Here is a 20,646-nt window from a genome sequence, read left to right on the forward strand (position 1 = left end):
GGCTTAGAAACATGCTATTTTGACATCTCGTATCTGCTCTTCGTAAACTCACAGCTGCTCAGCAAAATGAGGTTAAAGTAATGACAAATACCCGCTATAAATGTTGCATAAACGGCGTAATTTACCGTCAATACACATTCAGAGGATTTGGCAAGGTATCAAGCAGAAAGGTAAGTTTGGGCTTCTGACAGGTTATTATTAGGAGAGGTTAACGCAAATTTGTCACTCGCGTTATAGACAAACAATACCGACTGCTGGCATATCATAGAGCATACCAGCTATTCGATATTGACTCTATCATAGGCAAACTGCGGTGAGCTAACCCATCATAAAAAGCCCATTACAGCAGATCTAAGCGTCGATAATTTTGCGCTTTCAAACGCAGCACTTCTTGTTCTGTTAACTCATAATAATCAAACATTAAACGCCTTTCTTGTGGATCAATTTGGCGCATTTCTTCGAGTAAAACTACCTTTGCATAGCAATTCGCCCGCGCGACAATTGCCGCCTGAGGAGACAATTCTCGATAGGTTAATGTTTGATCTAGCTCTTTAAGTAACAATGTTAACGGACTTGTTTCAAACTTAAGTAGCTCTAATAGCTGCCAATTAAGTTTATGTCCGTGAGTTAGCACTTGCTCATACACGGCCTTAGCTGGAAACTCTGTGGCGATGACAGCATCATGTACTTCCTTATCACGGCTAATGCCAGCCTCCCGAATCCAAGTACCCCATGTGTGATCAAATAATCGAGCACTTAAACTTAGCACAACAGATGTCCCTAACTGATTAAGCAAAGCACTGCTGTAAACCAATGCAGAATCAGTATTATGCAGATGCGCTAATGCATTGGCCGCTATCCCACTAACTATGCTGTAGCGCCATAATTTACGGGTAGTCCACAACAACTTGGCATTAGCACTAGGCAGCCAATTACGCAGGCAAAAATAAGGGATAATTGTCCGCAGGTTTTCAATACCGATAAAATTCATCACTAATTTGATATCAGTAACACGTACATCAGAACTCTGGGGGCGACGTGCGCGAAAAGAGGGACTGTTGACCATGTTGGTCAAGTCGCGGCATAGCCAGCTTAAATTATTAATCAGCGGCCTTAAACGCGTTGCATCGAGATTTGGCGCCAGCAGTAATTCTAACAATAGAATTTGTGATTCATTGATATCTGCTTTAGCTAGTACTAATTCAGGTGACGCGAGTTGATGTTCAATCGCGTTATTTACCGTTTCGTGCAGTTGGCTTGATACCGCGTCAAACACTTCTTTGGCTTGAATTTGTTTCATTAACCGCGCCAAAATAGCTTCGCGTTCGACATCCAATTTATGGGCATCGGCCTCTAACTCTAGATCGAGGTCATCCAAAAGAGTCGGACTTGCTTTTTGCGAGCCGAGGATCAATTGCTGGTAGAGTCTGTGCTCTATCTCTATAATCTTTCCGGGCCTAACACCACCCGCTACCGAAATCGCCACTATCAATCTTTCCTTTATAACTAAAACATGAGTGACGCCAATACAATCAACTGCTCGAAACTATTTCAATTTCAGCACATACACTTAATCTTAGCAATAATGCAAAGTCGCAGAACACAAACATATTATTACATCGAATATTTCTTACTCAGTTGCCCAATAAAAAAGCCTCACATAGAGGCCTTCAAAGAGAGAATTACTGAATTATTTAAGCTCTTGCTCAAATAACTTATAGATACGGCGATATTCATCTAGCCAACTAGAAGGCTGACGAAAACCGTGGGGCTCTACTGGATAAATAGCCATTTCAAAGGTTGGCTTTTCTAACTCAATAAGATGCTGCACCATACGCACGCTATCTTGGAAAAAAACGTTATCGTCCATCACACCACTCATAATCAAAAGTGGTTTAGTTAACCCTTGGGCATGTTCAATAGGAGAGCTGCGCTCATAGGCGATAGCATCGATATCAGGCGTGTTTAAAATGTTAGAGGTATAAGGCGCATTATAATGCGCCCAGTCGGCAACAGGGCGCAGTGCGGCTCCAGCTTGGAACAAATCAGGCGCGGTGAACAGTGACATAAAGGTTAAGAATCCGCCGTAGGAACCACCATAAGTCCCGACACGTTGAATATCAACATTCGTATTAGTCCCCATCCAGCTGACGCCATCTTTTAAGTCTTCCACTTCTGGATGACCCATATTACGATAAATCGCCGTGCGCCAATCGCGGCCATAACCCTTAGAGCCACGGTAATCCATGTCCATCACTACATAACCTTGCTGAGTCAGCAGGTTGTGGAACATAAACTCGCGGAAGTAACCGCTAAAGCCATAATCAGCATTTTGAAGATAACCTGCACCGTGATTGAAAATAACCGCAGGGTATTTCTCAGCGCGAGATTTGTCATAGCCTTGGGGCAAATAGACGCGGGCATACACATTGCCGGCACCATGATTTGAAGCCACAGTGACGACTTCTGGCGCTTGCCATGGATAGTTTTTAAAGGCATCGCTGGTGTAAGACGTGAGCTGTTTTAACTCGCCGCCAATAGGCTGAACATAAAGCTCATTGGGTTGTGTGCGGCGTGAGGCATTGAGTAATAGCTGAGTGCCATCAGGACTTAGGCTGTAATCTAAGTTGCCATCCCACTGCGTTAATTGCTCATTTTTACCTGTGGCTAAGTTCACCCGGTGAACGTTATAAATGCCAGGATGAGTTTGGTTAGCTTTGTAGTAGATATAATTCGCATCCGGTGACAGCGTGATGTCACTCACCACAAACTTGCCTTGAGTTAACGCGCGCGCATTTTTACCTTGTGCTTTAATATAAAGCTGCGAATAGCCAGATTCTTCCGACAAGTAATATAAGGTATCTGTACCCGGTAACCAACCAAATTGGTTGTAGTCGTAATTTACCCAAGCGTCGTCATGCAAACGATGTTCAGTAATAAATTTACCCTTAGCTAAATCGACACTGGCGATCCAGCGATCTTTGTTATCGGTGGCTTCTAGCATCAGGGCTAATTTATCTTCCGATTCATGCCACTGAATCGCGCTCTGGGTCCATCCCCAATCCTGTATTAATTGAATTTTACGTGGTGCTTTAGTGCTTTGGTAAGTTTCACCTTTCGCTTTAGCATTCTCAGCTTTCACTTTGGCAAGCACATCTTCATCAAAACCTGTAAGCCCCTCAATAGTGATATCGACTTGTTTATGCAGGTTTAAATCAAGCACCACAAAGCGTTGTCCTGGCGGCGTATCTTCAGCCACACGTGCACGCACGGGTACTGGATCGATATAGCCATCGCTACCTAAATAGTTAGGCATGATGTCGTGCTCACTGCTGCCGGTGTAATTCTTATCGGTCAGGGCAAGTAAAATGTAGCGGCCATCCGGTGACATGCTAAGCTCTGACACCACCTCGCTATCGCCTAAGTACCAAGTGCTGGCGGCGAGTGTTGGGTCGCTTTTTTGTAATGCTTCTTTGTATTGTGCCTTGGCGTTAGCATTCTCTTGCTGCAGCGCCACATACTGAATCAATCTATGCTGTTGCTTAGCAATATAAGACGTTGGCTCTTTTATACCTTCAGGCGCTTTCGCCATTTTAATTTCGGCAAGCTGCTCAACTAAGCCTGAGTCTTGATGAATTTGAAAAACATTGTCGCCCTGCCAATAGGCGATATCACCATTATTAAGATAACGCACGCCATCTATGGCGCTACGCTGGCGAGTCAGTTGGCTGACTTTACCTGTACTTAATTGCTTAACAAAAATATTACCCTGATACAGATAAGCCTTATGGGACTTAGTGCGATCTAACACGCCAAATTGCTGATCTGCAGCGTGTAATTTATCCAGAGCTAACTCGACCGCACGACTGTCATTGATGCCTTGCTGATAATAGCTACGTAAAGGTGAGGCGCTCGCTTGGCGGGCAAATAGCACACTTTGGCTATCGTCACTCCAGTAAGCCTCTTTAGCAAAAATACCCATCCAATCAGGATTGGCCATAATTTGATTAAGCGTAAGCGCCTGTGAAACTTGTGGCGGTTGGGCGAAGGGAACTTGGAATGCTTGTGGGGATGATACAGGAGCCGCTATTTCAGTCGATGTCGCTGCGCAACCTGCCAACACGGCAACCGCTAACGCACTTAAACCCAAATTTCGCATTACGCTTCTCATTTGTCCTTCCTTTTATTGTTATCGCAACGGCTAAATAACCCAGTCTAGTTTATCTGCTGGTTTTGCCTATTTGCGTAGTTTTGCCGAAGTTATAGCATAGTTAATCGCTAAACTTGCTTATAAAGAAGGATAAATCTTGTAACAGAAATTGATAGTACGAATATAGTGAAGAGAATTTTTAGGGCGAGGATATTATATAGGCGCAGCAGGTTGCGCTAAAAAATTGGCGAGTAGCTCAAGACCTTGCTCAGTAAGAATCGATTCCGGATGAAATTGCACCCCATAAAGTGGTAAGTCTTGATGGCTCATAGCCATGATTTCTCGGCCATGAATTGCATCATCAAACCAAGCATCGAGTACAAAACCTTCAGGCACAGCATCCACTAATAATGAGTGGTAACGAGTCACTGTTAAAGGTTGATTTAGCCCTTCAAATAACCGCTGACGGGTATGGGTAATTCTGCTGACTTTACCATGCATCACCCGTTTTGCGCGTACCACATTGGCGCCAAACACTTGTGCCATTGCTTGATGGCCTAGACATACACCGAGGATCGGCATGCGAGTGGCAAAATGCTCAATCGCTTTGAGCGAAATCCCGGCCTCATTGGGAGTGCAAGGACCAGGGGAAATCACTAAATGAGTAGGCTCAAGTGCTTCAATTTCAGCAATGCTAACTTCGTCATTACGTTTCACCACGATCTCTTGCCCTAGTTGCTGAAAATACTGCACTAAGTTAAAGGTAAAAGAGTCGTAATTATCGATCATCAGCAACATACAAGATCCATTGGCCTAAATGGGTAAGGTGTAACGCATATCCGACGGATGAATGCGGGCGCAAATGCTACCACACCTTATCCTCAAGGTTTAGCCAATTACGGCATAAAATACAGCAACAAAAAAGCCAGTCATTCGACTGGCTTAGTTTTAAAACAACTTGAGCATTTCACCACAGCAATTTAGCAATCGTTATTTAACGACTGTTAAATGGCTGCGACGCTTAGGAGGCTCATCAGTCGGTTCAGGTGCTTTAGCGTTTGTTTTAACAACCGATAAAGATGAATCGACTTCATCATCAATCAGATAAGCATCTTCGATATCGAAGACAGTACCCGAGCCGTTTTCACGGGCATAAATAGCGACAATAGCCGCCATTGGTAACATTACCTGCTGAGGAACACCGCCGAAACGTGCATTGAACTCCACAAACTCATTGCTAATTTGCAAATTGCCCACTGCGCCAGCAGCGATGTTTAACACTATCTGGCCATCCTTCACGTATTGCTGTGGTACTTGGGTGCCTTCAACAAAGGCGTCCACCACAACGTGAGGAGTCAATTGGTTGTCCATCAACCAATCATAGTAAGCCCTTAGTAAATAAGGACGATTTGGAGTCAAAGGTTTCATTACATACCCATGCGCATTTCGCGTTCAGCTTCAGTTAAAGAAGCTTTAAACGATTCACGCTCAAAAATTCGGGTCATATACGCTTTGATATCTTTAGCGACACGGCTATCTAGCTCAATACCTAATACAGGTAAGCGCCATAACAATGGGCCAAGGTAGCAATCCGCTAGACCAAATTCTTCGCTCATAAAGTAAGGCACTTCACCGAAGACAGGTGCTATAGCAATCAGGCTTTCAGTCAACTCTTTACGAGCCGCTTCAACGCGATCACCCTTACGGATACGCTCAACTAGCGCATACCAGTCTGTATCTATGCGGTGCATCATCAAACGGCTTTGACCGCGAGATACTGGATAAACTGGCATCAAAGGCGGATGAGGAAAACGTTCATCCAAATATTCCATGATAATGCGTGATTCGTATAATACGAGTTCACGGTCTACCAAAGTAGGCACTGAGTTATATGGGTTGACTTCAAGTAAGTCTTCAGGCATTTCGTTAGGGTCGACCTGTAAAACATCAACAGTAACCCCTTTCTCAGCTAACACGATACGCACTTGATGGCTATACAGATCATCAGCACCTGAAAACAGTGTCATGATAGAGCGTTTGTTGGCAGCAACAGCCATTGATACCCTCCAGAATCGAAATAAAACAAAAGTAAACGAGGGGCTAAGCCCCCCGTTTACACTATGCGGATATTACATTTTACCCGTTATTGGTGCCTAGTGTACATCTTTCCAATACTCTTTCTTCAAGAGGTAGGCCACAATAAAGAATATAAACAGGAATCCGAGTACCCACCAACCCATGGCTTTACGCTCTAGTTGGACAGGTTCAGCAGAATAGACTAAGAAGCCAGTGATATCACGTACCGCTTGGTCGTATTCTTCCGCATTCAATTTACCGCCAGTCACAACAATAGAACCATCGGCTTGTTTAACAGGCGTACCCTGTAACTCTTCAAGCACGTGGGGCATTCCAACTGATGGGAATACTGTGTTATTCACACCAAATGGGCGACTAGGGTCTTTATAGAAGCCTTTCAGATATGAATAAACCCAATCCTCACCACGTACGCGTGCCACTAAGGTTAAGTCTGGTGGTGTAGCGCCAAACCATTTAGCAGCATCTTTGTGTGGGATCGCGTTTTGCATCAGCTCACCAATTTTAGCATCGGTGAACATATACTTATTACGCATATCATCAGCAGAAATACCGATATCAGTAGCAACGCGTTCATAACGTTGATACTGAGTGCTATGGCAACCAGAACAATAATGTTGGAATAAGTCCACACCGCGCTCTAAAGAAGCTTTATCGTGCAAATCAACATTGGCATCTTCTAAATGTATTTTATGTCCGCTCGCGGCCAGAGCCAGTGTCGGCAACAAGGTAACTAATGCAATCAGTAATTTTTTCATTAGTGTGTCAACCTCGCTGGAACAGGTTTAGTTTTTTCATTCTTGCTGTATACCCACAGCGCCACAAAGAAACCAAAGTAAGTGAACGTAAACACTTGTGCCACTATCGTCAGCGTTGGCGTAGCAGGAACGACACCTAAATAACCTAAGACGATAAACGAAACAGCAAACTGGGCAATATTCAGTTTATGTAATGTGCTACGGTAACGAACTGACTTCACTTTACAACGATCTAACCACGGCAATACAAACAGTACTGCAATCGATAGTCCCATCATCACAACACCAGCCAATTTGTCTGGGATCGCACGCAAGATGGCGTAGAAAGGTGTGAAGTACCAAACGGGCGCAATATGCTCAGGTGTCTTCATTGAGTTAGCCGCTTCAAAGTTTGGCTTCTCGAGGAAATAACCACCGCCTTCTGGAATGAAGAACAACACATAGCAGAACACTATCAGGAAGCCTGCGACGCCCATGATATCTTTTACTGTGTAGTATGGGTGGAATGGAATACCATCAACTGGCCAACCATTCTCATCTTTGTTCTTCTTAATTTCGATACCGTCTGGGTTGTTTGAACCCACTTCGTGTAGCGCAATTAAATGTAAGAACACAAGAACCACTAATACTAACGGCAGTGCAATAACGTGCAATGCAAAGAATCGGTTCAGTGTCGCGCCAGAAATCACGTAGTCACCACGGATCCACAGTGTTAAATCATCACCAATAAATGGGATCGCGCCGAACAGCGAAATAATAACCTGTGCGCCCCAATATGACATTTGTCCCCATGGCAGCAAGTAACCCATAAAGGCTTCAGCCATCAACACGAGGAAAATTAACATACCGAACAGCCACAACAGTTCTCTAGGCTTCTGATATGAACCGTAGATCAAACCACGGAACATGTGCAGATAAATCACCACGAAGAACGCTGAAGCACCCGTTGAGTGCATATAACGCAGCAACCAACCGTATTCAACGTCACGCATGATGTATTCAACAGAAGCGAAGGCGCCTTCTGCTGTTGGTACATAGTTCATCGTCAACCAGATACCCGTCAGTAATTGGTTAACCAATACCAACATCGCCAGTGAACCGAAAAAGTACCAAAAGTTAAAGTTAGTTGGCGTAGCATACTGACCCACATGACGGTTATAAGTCGCCGTCATTGGAATACGTGCATCAATCCAATTAATTAAATTCTTAACCATTACGCCACTCCTTTATCTACACCGATAATCACGGTGCCATCATCAACGTATTGATGTGGAGGGATAACTAGGTTCAATGGAGCTGGTACGCCTTGGAAAACGCGACCAGCCATATCAAACTTAGAGCCATGACATGGACAGAAGAAACCAGAAGTGACACCTTCAACTTGCTCACCGAATGAATCAGGCAAATAAGTAGGTGAACATCCGAGGTGGGTACAAATACCGACGGCAATAAAATACTCTGGCTTAATTGAGCGCAAAGGATTAGTTGCATAATCAGGCTGCTGCATTTCAACAGAAGCAGGATCTCTTAACTTACCATCATGTGTTGGCAGTTCATTGATTACCGCATCTGTGCGACGGACAACCCATACAGGTTTTCCACGCCACTCAACACGAATCAACTGACCTGGCTCTACTTTACTGATATTTACTTCGACCGGTGCACCTGCAGCTTTTGCTTTGGCACTCGGATTCCATGACTTGATGAAAGGAACCGCTACAGCGACGGCACCAGCACCACCTACTACGGCGGTTGCAGCTGTCAGGAATCTGCGACGTCCGGTATCGACTGGCGCATTGCTCATCCACTTATCTCCCAGAGGGTGTTGGAATTTTTATATTTCAAAGACCTTCGGCCCTTAGTTCATCACTAGGGTCAAAAATCGAAGTTTGAAGCGGGGCTCATTATAGCTAAAAATTAGAAGCAGATCATAGTGAAAACACTCAAGTAAGTTAGGGAGATTGCGTGTTTTTTACAAAAAGTTCAAAAAACACCCAACCATTAACCCTTTTTAATCCATTTAGTGTGTATTTCAAACATCTGAGCTGCCAATTAGGCATAAAGCATGCATTGCTAATATAAATGCGAGCTGACACTTTCGATATCGATTAACAATTACTAGATGAAAAAATAGGCCCTGCAATGCAGGGCCTATTTAATTAATCAATCTTCTGCCTTACTTCTTAGGTGCAGTGCTCTTCATGTATTTGAAGAACTCGCTATCTGGCTCTAATACCATGATATCGGACTTACCTGAGAAACTCGCACGATAGGCTTCTAAGCTACGCACGAAACCGAAGAACTCAGCATCTTTACTGTAAGCGTCAGAATAAATCTTCGCCGCAAGTGCATCACCTTCACCACGAATGGTGAGAGCTTTACGCTCAGCTTCAGCAATTTTAACGGTCACATTCGCGTCAATCGTTGCGCGGATGATCTCTGATTGCTCTTTACCTTGAGCTCTATGCTCTTTCGCCACAGCTTGACGCTCGGCACGCATACGCTGGTAAATACTATTACTAACGTTAGCCGGTAAATTGATTTGCTTTACACGTACGTCGACAACTTTAATACCTAAGTCTTTAGCGCTTTCTGAGGCATTTTCTAGCGCATCGTTTTGTAATTCATCACGCTTACCAGAGACAATCTCTTTGATAGTGCGACGACCAAACTCAGTGCGCAAGTCGTTGTTTATCTTACGTTGCAATAGCGATTCCGCATTCGCTTTAATACCACCATTTGTAGATAGGTAATATTTCTCGAAATCTGCAATGCGCCACTTCACATAGGAATCGACCATAAGGTCTTTCTTCTCTGAAGTTACAAAACGATCGGCTGCGCCATCAAGTGTTTGAATACGCGCATCAAGTAGCTTCACTTTGTCGATCACTGGAACCTTAAGGTGCAGACCAGGACTATAGACACGAGTAACTTGCTTACCGTCAACATTGTCTTTGAGTATTTCACCGAAACGCGCCACGATAGCCCGCTCGCCTTCATTCACCACCATTAAAGATGACAAACCAATACCTAAGAGTACGGCGATAAGAATAATGCTTAATCTACCCATGGATTACTCCCTCCCTTGGCGAGTACGATCATCGCGGGATGGACGTCCACTCAAAGGCTCATTCGCGCGAGTCGTTGATACAGACGAAGAATTGACATTTTGCTGTGGCGTAGCTTCCAGCTCAGTTGTCGCAGGCTTCTGCTGAATTAGCTTGTCTAACGGCAGATACATTAAGTTGCCATTATTCTTGGCATCAATCAGCACCTTATTCGTATCCGTCATCACTTGCTGCATTGTATCAAGATACAAACGCTTACGAGTGACGTCAGGTGCGGCTTGATACTCTGGCAATAACAGCTCAAAACGAGCCACTTTACCGCGAGCCTCTAACACTTCACGTTCTTTATACGCACTTGCTTGCTGTGCCATACGTTCAACTTCACCACGAGCTTTAGGTTCAATTTCACGGGCATAGGCTTCAGCTTCACGAATAAAACGCTGCTCATCTTCTTGAGCTGAAATAGCATCATCGAAGGCGTCTTTTACTTCTTCAGGCGGACGTGCCGGCAAGAAGTTAACGTCAACAATGGCAAGGCCCAGTTTATACGGTTCAAGAATGCGCTCGAGTTCTTTCCAAGTATCGCGACGAATCGCATCACGGCCTGTAGTCAGAATATCATCCATTTTGTTATGTCCAATAACATAACGCAGTGCACTGTCTGTCGCTTCACGCAAACTGGCGTTCGCATCGACGGCACTAAATAGATACGAGTAAGCATCTAAAATACGATACTGAACATCAAGCTCAACTTTCACGACGTTTTCATCGGATGTCAGCATGCTGCCAGACGCAGGAATAGAGCGAACCGATTGAATATCAACAGGAAAAATCTCGTCTATGAACGTAGCTTTCCAGTGAAGACCAGGACCAATTTCGCCGTTATGTTGACCAAATCGCAGTGCCACACCACGCTCAGCTTCTTTAATTGTATAAAAACCCGAAAGTCCCCAAACAACCACAGCAACAGCAAGAATGATGATTAAGCTAAACGAGCTAAAAGATTGACCTGATGAGCCATTTCCTTTGCCGCCAAAGCGTTTTGAAAGATTACGAAAAACCTCATCGAGGTCCGGTGGCCCTTTGTCGTTACCACCTTTATTTCCCCAAGGATCATTACCCTTGTTACCGGGCTCATTCCAAGCCATTTAGCACTCCATAAGTGGATGAAATAAATTAGATTATTAACGTGTAACTTCATCTATCGATTCATCGAAGATAAAGGTTTCTAACTCACCCTGACTCTGTTTAGTTAATCGGCGCCAATTGGCATCCGATAAACGAACAGACAAAATACAGTTCCCCAGTGAGTCGTACTCCTTCTGCTGTATCGCATCCAGTCGATAAAACTGGCCAAGATAATGTCCAGCAGTAGCCGGAATTTTAAGTGTGAGCTCTTGAATTACCTCACCAATTAATTCGGTGATGGCTTTTAAGAGTAAATCAAATCCCAAATGCTTCTGGGCTGAAACCCAAACTCGAATCGGTTTACCCATATCGTCATATTCAATTCTTGGCGCCACATCCTCGAGTAGATCGATTTTGTTACATACCACGAGCTGCATGACTTCATCGGCACCGATTTCTTTCAATACTGATTGAACTTGGTCAAAATTATCCGTCATATTTTCATCTGCACAATCGATAATGTGCAGTAATAACTCAGCCTGTTTTGTCTCTTGTAAGGTTGCCTTAAATGCGGCTACAAGATCATGAGGCAAATGACGGATAAACCCTACAGTATCCGCAAGAATAACGGCACCATCGGGTAAATCTAACTTTCTTAATGTGGGGTCGAGTGTAGCAAATAGCTGATCAGCGGCATAAACATCTGATGACGTTAGAGCATTAAACAGTGTTGATTTACCGGCGTTGGTATAACCAACTAATGAAACCGTCGATAAATCACTGCGTTTACGTGCACGTCGACTCTGTTCACGTTGTTTATCAACTCGTTCTAGACGCTTGTTGATATTCTTAATCCGACCTCTGAGCAAACGTCTATCAGTTTCGAGCTGAGTTTCCCCTGGGCCACGTAAACCGATGCCACCTTTTTGCCGCTCTAAATGCGTCCAACCACGAATAAGGCGAGTCGACATGTGGCGCAATTGCGCTAGCTCCACCTGCAACTTACCTTCGTGGGTCCGTGCTCGTTGGGCAAAAATATCTAGAATAAGCGTCGTACGGTCGAGCACGCGACACTGACATACTCTTTCTAGATTACGCTCTTGAGCCGGACTCAATGCATGATTAAAAATCACGACATTGGCTTCAGTCGCGGCGACCAATGCAGCTAACTCTTCAGCTTTACCTGAACCCACAAAAAATTTACGATCCGGCGAACGTCGACTTCCTGTAATAACACCAACCGATCTAGCTCCAGCAGATTCAACTAATAACTGCAGCTCAGTTAAATCTTCTCGGCGTTCCTCATCGGAAAAGTCAATATGGACAAGAACCGCTGTTTCTCCAGCCTCATAACGATCAAACAAGAAGCAAACTCCTCAGATAAAACTTATTCGCCACTAGGCGCATCATCTTGTGCACCATAACCACCAGGAGCATTTTGATGCGGAGTAACGTTAAATGGGCGTGCTGGCACAACAGTAGAAATCGCGTGCTTGTAAACCATTTGGCTCACTGTATTTTTCAACAGAATGACAAATTGATCAAACGACTCTACTTGTCCTTGGAGTTTAATGCCATTTACCAAGTAAATTGATACAGGAACGCGTTCACGACGCAATGCGTTCAAAAATGGGTCTTGTAAAGATTGCCCCTTAGCCATTTTATTATTTCCTTTTTAATTTATATAAAATAAACCGATATAAGTGATAGTTTTTTGTTTAGTTTTAGTATTATACAGCAAGGGCTAATAAGCTAGCGGCATTGACGCATAAGTGTAACTAAATTCCCCTCAGCACCACTTTCAAGCCAATTCAACTCTGGCCAACTGCGCAACCATGTTAATTGACGCTTGGCTAATTGCCTAGTAGCAGCAACCGCTTTTTCGACCATAGTATCATAGTCAAACTCACCCTCTAGGTATTGCCAGCATTGTCGATAGCCTACACAACGCATTGATGGCAAATCTAAATGTAAGTTTCCTCGGGCTTTAAGCTGAGTAACTTCCTCAATAAAACCTTGTGCGAGCATAATCGTAAAACGTTGCGCAATTAAGTCATGCAGCGTTTTACGCTCACGTGGTGCAATCGCAAATTGCACTACATCATAAGGCAAAGGAGCAGACTTAGTTTGCGTCAACTCGGTCATGCTCTTACCGCTTATTCTATAGACTTCCAGCGCTCTGGAAAGTCTTTGTGGATCATTAGGATGAATTCTTTCTGCCGACACGGGATCTACAGCCCTTAATTGGTCATGCAGCGCTTCCCAACCTTTTGCATCGGCCTCAGCTTGAATCTCGATTCTAATGGCCTCATCCGCACTGGGTAAAGGTGATAAACCTTCAAGTAATGCTTTAAAATACATCATGGTTCCACCAACTAATACAGGTGTTTTTCCCATGTTGATGATTTTTTCTATTTCGGCTATCGCATCGGTTCTAAAATCGGCTGCCGAATAGCTTTCACTGGGATCACGAATATCAATTAATCTGTGTGGCCCTCGAGCTAATTCCTCAGCTGAGGGTTTGGCACTGCCAATATCCATACCACGGTAAATTAGTGCTGAATCAACCGAAATAATTTCACAGTTATGCTTCTCGGCTAATTCTAATGCTAAAGCTGTCTTGCCAGAGGCCGTTAGCCCCATCAAAAATAATACTTTAGGGTGTAATTCTTTATTCACTGACTTGCTCTTTTAGCCACGATTGCCAAGGTAATGAAATTGCTTTATCGATAATTAGCTGCCTTTTTTCTTCTGCTAACTGCGAAAATAAGGCCCATGTATCTACTGCCGAAACAAACCCTGTTAAACTATGTGTTGCTAGCCAAATGGCCAACGCACTCGGCGCAGGTGCTTCAAAACGTAACGATTGTAACCATTCAGGGATGACTTTTGCCAACTGACTCTCTCTGAGATATGGGGGCACTTTTTTAATAATCAACTGCTGATAACGAATTGTTAGTTCTAATCCAAGTTGCCGAATTAAGGTCTCATTTTCATCAAGTACAGCCTGCCAATCTGCATCGGCGGCAACAGATACTGGCATCAGTAAAGGTTGGCCAATTAATCCGGTCGCTAGTTTAGCTTCAATCTCTTGGTTTCGCGTCACTAATGCTACTGATTTAATAGATAATAGACAGAGATTATCTGCCGTTGCCATCACCCAATATTGTCCATCTAATATTGCTGGCATAGGTACTGATGGCTGAATAACTTGATCTTTAACACTATACGCTGGTGTTTGCAGTAACGCGCCATAACTGGCAATTTCCGCCTTTGATGGTAACTCGGTCCGTTGTCGTGACTCCCCAGCAGAATAACTACCACGCTGGCTATCTCTTGGCGTTACCATGCTACCAAAGGCATTCGTTTGAGTACCAAAACCAGTGCCCTCACGTCCAGCAACGACAGATTTTGCTTGCGCCGCTGCAACAACAGGAGGTTGAGCAGACTGAAGTGTATCAGCTTGCACATTAACTTGAGCTGAATCAGCGCCAAGTGCAAACGGGACAGATACTTCAGAGCAACTTTTAGGAGTATCCACAAACACATCTTCAACCTCATCCAAAGAGCTTGGATGTTTGACGTTGAGTTCCCCCGCTTCTTCTAGTGCCGATTGTAATGCTTGCAGAATATAATCATGTACATAACGTGCTTGGTGAAATCTCACCTCATGTTTAGCAGGATGCACGTTAACGTCCACTTGATAGGGGTCGATGTCCAACATCAACACATAACCCGGCTGCTCAAGTTGTGCTTTTTGCGCAAATGCCTGACGTACTGCATGATTGACCAGACGATCGCGGATAAGCCGACCATTGACATAAAAATAATGGGTATCGCTAACGTTATTCGACCAAGGAGATTGCAAATAGCCGCTAAGACGTAAATCATCGTGTTGGCATTCAATTTTTAGCGCTTGCTCGGCAAATGGCCGACCACATACTTGTGTCAAACGCTGTAAATACTGGGCTTCATTCACTGCAGGACGATAGTTGCGCACCATTTTGCCGTTATGCGTTAACGTGAAATGGATATCACCACGGACCAATGCGATGCGCTTTAACCATTCGTCAATATGGGTAAATTCCGTTTTATCACTCTTTAAAAAACGCCGACGAGCCGGAGTATTAAAGAATAAATCCACGACTTCAATTGTTGAACCAACGGGATGCGCCGCTGGCATCACCTTAACGGCCATGTCGATACCTTCGGCGTATGCTTGCCACGCCTCAGTTTGTTCCGCAGTGCGAGAGGTTAAGGTCAAACGTGAGACTGAGCTTATGCTGGCTAACGCTTCACCGCGAAAACCAAAACTAAGAATTGCTTCAAGATCATCTAAGGTGTGCAACTTTGATGTTGCATGACGCGACAAGGCCAGCGCAAGTTCGTCTTTTGTGATACCAGAGCCATTATCACGAATTTTAATCAGCTTGCTGCCGCCTTTGTCGATTTCAATATCAACTCGGCTCGCACCTGCATCGAGGCTATTCTCGACCAATTCTTTGACTACTGAAGCGGGTCTCTCAACCACTTCCCCCGCCGCAATTTGGTTCGCTAATTGCGGTGGTAGAATTTGAATGCCCATCATGCTTTCCTATTTAACTCTGGGGGATAACCAGCGTTTGCCCTAATTGCACCACATCGGATTTCATGCCATTTACTTGTTTAATGCTCGACATAGACACACGATAACGCTGTGCTATTGCAGATAAGGATTCCCCGCGGCGGACTTTATGCTTAACTTTGGTTGATACTGTATCATCCACATAAGCTTTAGGTGCTCTGCCTGTTGATGCTATGTCAGTTGATGTTTTGACGGGTGCTTTTGCAGGTTTAGCATTATTGGAGTTGGCGCCACCTCTTTGTGCAAGTAAGGTATCGGCTGGCGGGTTACTGTGATAGTAACGACTCACACCTTTATAAATCGCATTAGCAATACTTTCTTGATGACGACTACTCGACAGTAAACGTTCTTCTTTTGGATTCGAAATAAAGCCCGTTTCGACCAAAATAGAGGGGATATCTGGTGACTTTAAAACAGCTAAACTGGCTGACTCCGGTCGGCTCTTGTGAAGCTCAGTGACTCGGCCTAAGTCTTTTAAAATATCACCAGCAACAGAATGACCTATCGCCATAGAGCTATTCATCGACATATCGAGCAAGGTCATCGCTAAATACTGTTCATTATCCGTATTTTGGATAATATCTCCCGCACCACCGAGTAATTCTGAATGTTTCTCTTTTTGTTCTAACCAACGACCAATTTCACTGTTTGCTCGTCGCATAGATAATACCCATACCGAGGCACCACGAGGATTAGGCGAAGTAAACGCATCGGCATGAATTGACACAAGCAAATCGGCTTTACTGTTGCGGGCTAGCTCTGAGCGTTTATTCAAATTCACAAAATAATCGCCCGTGCGGATCATGACAGCACGCATCCCTGGCGTATCATTAATTTTGCTTGCTACGCGCTTTGATATCTCCAAGGCAACCTTTTTTTCATACACACCAGAAGGGCCAATAGAACCCGGATCGTCCCCACCATGCCCTGCATCAATCGCAATAACGATATCTCGAGATGATTGCGCTGACTGGGTGACAGTTTTAATCGGTGTAGATGTCACCACTGCGGTAGCTGTTGTTAACGTTTTATCTTCTAAATCGACCACTAAACGATTGCCATAAGGCGCAGTCACTGGCAAAGAAAATAAGCTGGCATTGAGGGGTTTAACCAGATCGATAACTAGCCGTAAATCTCCCTTAGTGGGTGACTGGCTAATCCGCACTCCTTTAACTAATTTACTGTTATTTTCTAACTTATTAAGTGCCACTTTCGCCGTTGATTTTTTTAAATCCACCACTAAACGGTTAGGCCTATCCAAGGTAAAATAACTGTAATTTGGTACTTCGCTTAAATCAAACACGATTCGAGTTGACTCAGGTGCAGCCCAAATACGTACGCCTTCTAACTTATTGGCGGCATAAGCAACCACAGAGAAAAAGGAACATAAGAAAAGTATAGTAATCTGAAAATAAACGTTATTTTTTATCATTGTTATTTTTATTTTATCGCTGCTAATAACTTTTTACCCGGCTCTGATAAGGCCTTAATGTGTATTTCACGACCACTATTTTGATAGCTTAAATGTATGTGGATATCCGCATCTGGCAGTAAACCCTCACCTTTATCAGGCCATTCAACAATACACAGGCTGTTGTCGGTGAAATAATCACGGATACCCATAAACTCAAGTTCTTCTGGATCATTTAAACGGTACAAATCAAAATGATAAACTTCGACCCCCTCTAACTCATATGGTTCAACTAAAGTGTAAGTTGGGCTTTTCACGGCGCCTTTATGACCCAGCCCTTGAATTAAACCTCGGCTTAGCGTCGTTTTACCAGCCCCTAAATCACCTGTAAGATACAGAGTCAAAGGCGCTTGGACATGGCGGGCTAGTTTTTGCCCTACGGCAATGGTGTCGTCTTCGTTGTCTAAGAAAAAAGTTAACTCTGTCATATCCACTTATATCACTGCTGTTATTGAGGAAGAAGCGACTCAATCTTATGAAGGAATAGGACAAAGTCTAGCCCTGCTTGAGTCTCACATAGCGCCTAGAGTAAATCACTATTCACTAATTGGCGAATAAAAGGCATCAAATCACTCGCTAACATACCACGTTCTCCTTTTGCTGCCGCCAGATCCGCGGCGCAGCCATGCACAACAACACCCACTACTGTCGCCTGCATATTATCCATTCCTTGAGCCATTAGCGCGCCTATAATACCAGATAACACATCGCCACACCCACCACTAGCAAGTCCAGGATTACCCACTGGCGCCACTACCATTTGTTTACCATCAAAAATAACCGTTCCAGCACCTTTTAGTAGTACTACGCCACCGTACTTTTGTTGCATAGCCCGCACGGCTGCAAATCGGTCTTGTTCAATTTCAATAACGGAACAACCGAGCAAACGTGCTGCCTCGCCAGAATGGGGCGTTAATACCCAATTAGTTTGCTGACGAGGCTCATGACTCAATAGATTTAAGGCATCGGCATCCAAAACACAGGGTTTATCGCTTAATCCTGCGGCTTTAAATAAGTTATAGCCCCAGTCATGTTTACCTAAACCAGGCCCAAGCACGATGACCTGAGCCCAGCCAAGGCGTAGATACACTTCCATATCGACTAAATCGCAGCCCCAAAACATGAGTTCAGGACGGGAGACATTCACAGTTAGCTGATGTTCAGCTCGGCTGATCACCGTAACCAGCCCAGCTCCTGCTCGCAAACAAGCCTCACTCGCTAACCTAACTGCACCAGCCATGCCTATATCACCGCCAATAACGGTGACCTTACCCGATTGGCCTTTATGACTATCACGGGCTCTGGCGGCAAAATAATCCTTAAGCGTCTCTATTCCTACCCGCTGCGCACTGCCTTTTGCGAAGAAAGCTGTTAAGCCCAAATCAGTAAATTCAAGTTCACCACTGTAATGCCGTGCCTTGCCGGTTAATAAACCTTGCTTCAAACCACCAAAGCACAAAGTGACATCTGCCATTACTGCCACACCTGCTATGGCACCTGTATCAGCAATCACTCCAGAGGGTAAATCAAGGCTCAAGACCCACGCTGCGCCCTCATTGATGGCGTTAATATACTGAGCCATATCATCGCCCACTGCATCACGTACACCGGTGCCAAGTAAACCGTCGACGATGATTTTTGCCGTAAAAATTCGCATAACATCGAAGGGCAGTAATTCCCCACCGCCGGCAAGGTAATGGGCCAACGCTTGCTGACACTCAGCAGTACGTGCAGATGAAGCCATCATCACAGAAACTGCAATACCACTCTCCCTCGCCAACCTCGCGCACACTAAAGCATCGGCACCATTGTTACCGCTACCAGCTAGGATTAACACAGGTAAGGCTGTGGAGTTATGTTTTGTTAAACACGCAAAAGCTGCTGCGCCAGCACACTCGACCAATTCATAGAGGCTTAATGATCCCTGCGACACAGCACTCAGTTCAGCTTCGCGAACTTGCGCTCGGGTATATAAAGCCTTGGGGAATTGCGATAGATCTTGTGCCATGAAGGATCTCCTTGGACGCCAATGACTTCATTCCATAATGAGTTACCTCAACATAGGCGTCTTGGCAAAACTGAGCAAAGCCAATAAAAATCAGCTAATAGATCAAGAAAGTAGCAAAAATTAGGATGGGAAATGATGACGTAAATCAGATCGGGCGTAGAAAACCAGCCAAACTAAGCAAAAATAGCGTAAAAGTCGCAGATAGGCGGATGACATAAACACAAAAGCCAGCACTGGGCTGGCTTTTGGGAAAAGGTGTTAGTTTTAGATATCGTCCATCCGAATCGTGCTGTGGACCAAACGTTGTTGCTGAGTTTTCTCTACTCGAATTAAGTTGGCTAACGCATTACGCGCATCTTCGGCTGTGGTTGAGTTAACTGTTTTTTCTAACAAACCAATCAGACGATTTTCTAGGTCTAAGTGTAAGTTGAGCACATCGTCTTCATTCATGTTTGCAGGTAACATAGTGTCTTGGCAACGCTTGGTAAAATCTTCAAAAGTGAAGTCTTTATACCAAGTGTCAAGAATACGATGTGGCGCTTCTTCCATATAATCACGCAGTTTCTCAGCCATCGTTTTTTGATGAGACTCAAAATAGTCCAACATCATCTTAACTCGAGCCGAATCAGCTTGATTATTAAGTCGGCCATAGAGTTGCGCCATATCTAAGCGGCACTTTGCCACATATTCGAGTAAATCACGTAATTGTTGAATACGCATATAATGCACTCCATTGTCAGGCCAACTACTTGGCGCTATAAATTTTATGTCTAAGTTCATTATGTAAGTAAAAGCGTTACGAATATTTGAACAAGGTCATAATTTAGCTTTCGCAAGGCGATCTAATTTAGAGAAAGTTAAATAAACACGCAATAGATCACGCTGTGAAATGATATCAGCCTGTTTTTAAGAAGAGAGAAAAGCCAAAAGAGATCTCAAGGCACTTAACCATAAAGGACTGGTATAGGTCTTTAGTTGTACATAGCAAATCTTAAATATAGGATTTACAGCAGATAATCGTTAATCAAAACAAGTGTAGATAAGCTAATTGAAGGAATGAAATCAGAAATATAGCGAAACAATGTTAATCAACTACGATTGGAACCTATTTTCAGACTCGCTACTTAAGCATGAGGAAAATATCTCGAGACTAGCAGTCAAACTAATGAAGATTTAAAGCATTGAGGAAACAGAGAAAAATCACAACTGAACCAATGCTCATTGAATAATTTGATAATGGAAGATTTAGGAATTTGGAGCGACATATCGGGTTCGAACCGATGACCTATACCTTGGCAAGGTATCGCTCTACCAACTGAGCTAATGTCGCAGAATCTGTATTAAT

General features: G+C 44.0%; 18 protein-coding genes and 1 tRNA gene. All 19 read right to left on the reverse strand.

The annotated features are described in order from the left end of the window. Positions 1-340: 340 nt before the first annotated feature. The 19 genes from BW947_RS07325 to BW947_RS07415 all read right to left on the reverse strand — a co-directional run bounded on the left by BW947_RS07325 (position 341) and on the right by BW947_RS07415 (position 20,631). Positions 341-1,486 (reverse strand): HDOD domain-containing protein, encoded by a 1,146-nt coding sequence (locus tag BW947_RS07325; RefSeq protein ID WP_076498003.1) that lies wholly within the window; start codon positions 1,484-1,486, stop codon positions 341-343. 204 nt (positions 1,487-1,690) lie between these two features. Further along, entirely contained in the window at positions 1,691-4,171 is a 2,481-nt protein-coding gene (locus tag BW947_RS07330; protein WP_076498005.1) for a S9 family peptidase, read from the reverse strand. Between the two features lie 192 nt (positions 4,172-4,363). Beyond that, complete coding sequence (locus BW947_RS07335) at positions 4,364-4,948, reverse strand: anthranilate synthase component II (RefSeq protein ID WP_076498007.1); 585 nt, start codon at positions 4,946-4,948, stop codon at positions 4,364-4,366. A gap of 192 nt (positions 4,949-5,140) precedes the next feature. Next, positions 5,141-5,578 carry a ClpXP protease specificity-enhancing factor gene (locus BW947_RS07340; protein ID WP_076498009.1) on the reverse strand — a complete coding sequence of 146 codons (438 nt, stop codon included), beginning with the start codon at positions 5,576-5,578 and terminating at the stop codon, positions 5,141-5,143. Further along, positions 5,578-6,207 carry a stringent starvation protein SspA gene (sspA, locus tag BW947_RS07345; protein ID WP_076498011.1) on the reverse strand — a complete coding sequence of 210 codons (630 nt, stop codon included), beginning with the start codon at positions 6,205-6,207 and terminating at the stop codon, positions 5,578-5,580. Before sspA ends, BW947_RS07340 begins: the two co-directional genes overlap by 1 nt. A gap of 96 nt (positions 6,208-6,303) precedes the next feature. Continuing rightward, complete coding sequence (locus tag BW947_RS07350; protein ID WP_076498013.1) at positions 6,304-7,002, reverse strand: cytochrome c1; 699 nt, start codon at positions 7,000-7,002, stop codon at positions 6,304-6,306. Continuing rightward, the gene (locus BW947_RS07355) at positions 7,002-8,216 is read right to left on the reverse strand and encodes a cytochrome b (protein ID WP_076498015.1); all 1,215 of its coding nucleotides are present in this window, start codon (positions 8,214-8,216) and stop codon (positions 7,002-7,004) included. The genes BW947_RS07350 and BW947_RS07355 overlap by 1 nt, the downstream gene beginning before the upstream one ends. Continuing rightward, positions 8,216-8,806, reverse strand: a complete 591-nt coding sequence (gene petA, locus BW947_RS07360; protein ID WP_076498017.1) for a ubiquinol-cytochrome c reductase iron-sulfur subunit — start codon at positions 8,804-8,806, stop codon at positions 8,216-8,218. The genes BW947_RS07355 and petA overlap by 1 nt, the downstream gene beginning before the upstream one ends. 372 nt (positions 8,807-9,178) lie before the next feature. Then, the gene (gene hflC, locus BW947_RS07365) at positions 9,179-10,072 is read right to left on the reverse strand and encodes a protease modulator HflC (RefSeq protein ID WP_076498019.1); all 894 of its coding nucleotides are present in this window, start codon (positions 10,070-10,072) and stop codon (positions 9,179-9,181) included. A 3-nt stretch (positions 10,073-10,075) separates the two neighbouring features. Next, positions 10,076-11,218, reverse strand: a complete 1,143-nt coding sequence (hflK, locus tag BW947_RS07370) for an FtsH protease activity modulator HflK (protein WP_076498021.1) — start codon at positions 11,216-11,218, stop codon at positions 10,076-10,078. 36 nt (positions 11,219-11,254) lie between these two features. Further along, the gene (gene hflX / locus BW947_RS07375) at positions 11,255-12,562 is read right to left on the reverse strand and encodes a ribosome rescue GTPase HflX (RefSeq protein ID WP_076498023.1); all 1,308 of its coding nucleotides are present in this window, start codon (positions 12,560-12,562) and stop codon (positions 11,255-11,257) included. Between the two features lie 23 nt (positions 12,563-12,585). Then, positions 12,586-12,858: an RNA chaperone Hfq gene (gene hfq, locus BW947_RS07380; RefSeq protein ID WP_076498025.1), complete on the reverse strand. Its 273-nt coding sequence runs from the start codon at positions 12,856-12,858 to the stop codon at positions 12,586-12,588. A gap of 92 nt (positions 12,859-12,950) precedes the next feature. After that, a complete protein-coding gene (gene miaA / locus BW947_RS07385) occupies positions 12,951-13,877 on the reverse strand; it encodes a tRNA (adenosine(37)-N6)-dimethylallyltransferase MiaA (protein WP_076498027.1) in 927 nt (308 codons plus the stop codon). Continuing rightward, positions 13,870-15,783, reverse strand: a complete 1,914-nt coding sequence (gene mutL, locus BW947_RS07390; protein ID WP_076498028.1) for a DNA mismatch repair endonuclease MutL — start codon at positions 15,781-15,783, stop codon at positions 13,870-13,872. The genes miaA and mutL overlap by 8 nt, the downstream gene beginning before the upstream one ends. Before the next feature lie 13 nt (positions 15,784-15,796). After that, positions 15,797-17,254, reverse strand: a complete 1,458-nt coding sequence (locus BW947_RS07395; protein ID WP_076498030.1) for an N-acetylmuramoyl-L-alanine amidase — start codon at positions 17,252-17,254, stop codon at positions 15,797-15,799. 8 nt (positions 17,255-17,262) lie between these two features. Further along, a complete protein-coding gene (gene tsaE, locus BW947_RS07400) occupies positions 17,263-17,721 on the reverse strand; it encodes a tRNA (adenosine(37)-N6)-threonylcarbamoyltransferase complex ATPase subunit type 1 TsaE (RefSeq protein ID WP_076498056.1) in 459 nt (152 codons plus the stop codon). Between the two features lie 95 nt (positions 17,722-17,816). Continuing rightward, a complete protein-coding gene (locus BW947_RS07405; protein WP_076498031.1) occupies positions 17,817-19,301 on the reverse strand; it encodes a bifunctional ADP-dependent NAD(P)H-hydrate dehydratase/NAD(P)H-hydrate epimerase in 1,485 nt (494 codons plus the stop codon). Between the two features lie 264 nt (positions 19,302-19,565). Further along, entirely contained in the window at positions 19,566-20,021 is a 456-nt protein-coding gene (locus tag BW947_RS07410) for a hypothetical protein (RefSeq protein WP_076498033.1), read from the reverse strand. A 534-nt stretch (positions 20,022-20,555) separates the two neighbouring features. After that, positions 20,556-20,631 (reverse strand) — tRNA-Gly (locus tag BW947_RS07415). Between the last annotated feature and the right edge of the window lie 15 nt (positions 20,632-20,646).

Source organism: Shewanella morhuae, assembly GCF_900156405.1.
Lineage (GTDB): Bacteria > Pseudomonadota > Gammaproteobacteria > Enterobacterales > Shewanellaceae > Shewanella > Shewanella morhuae.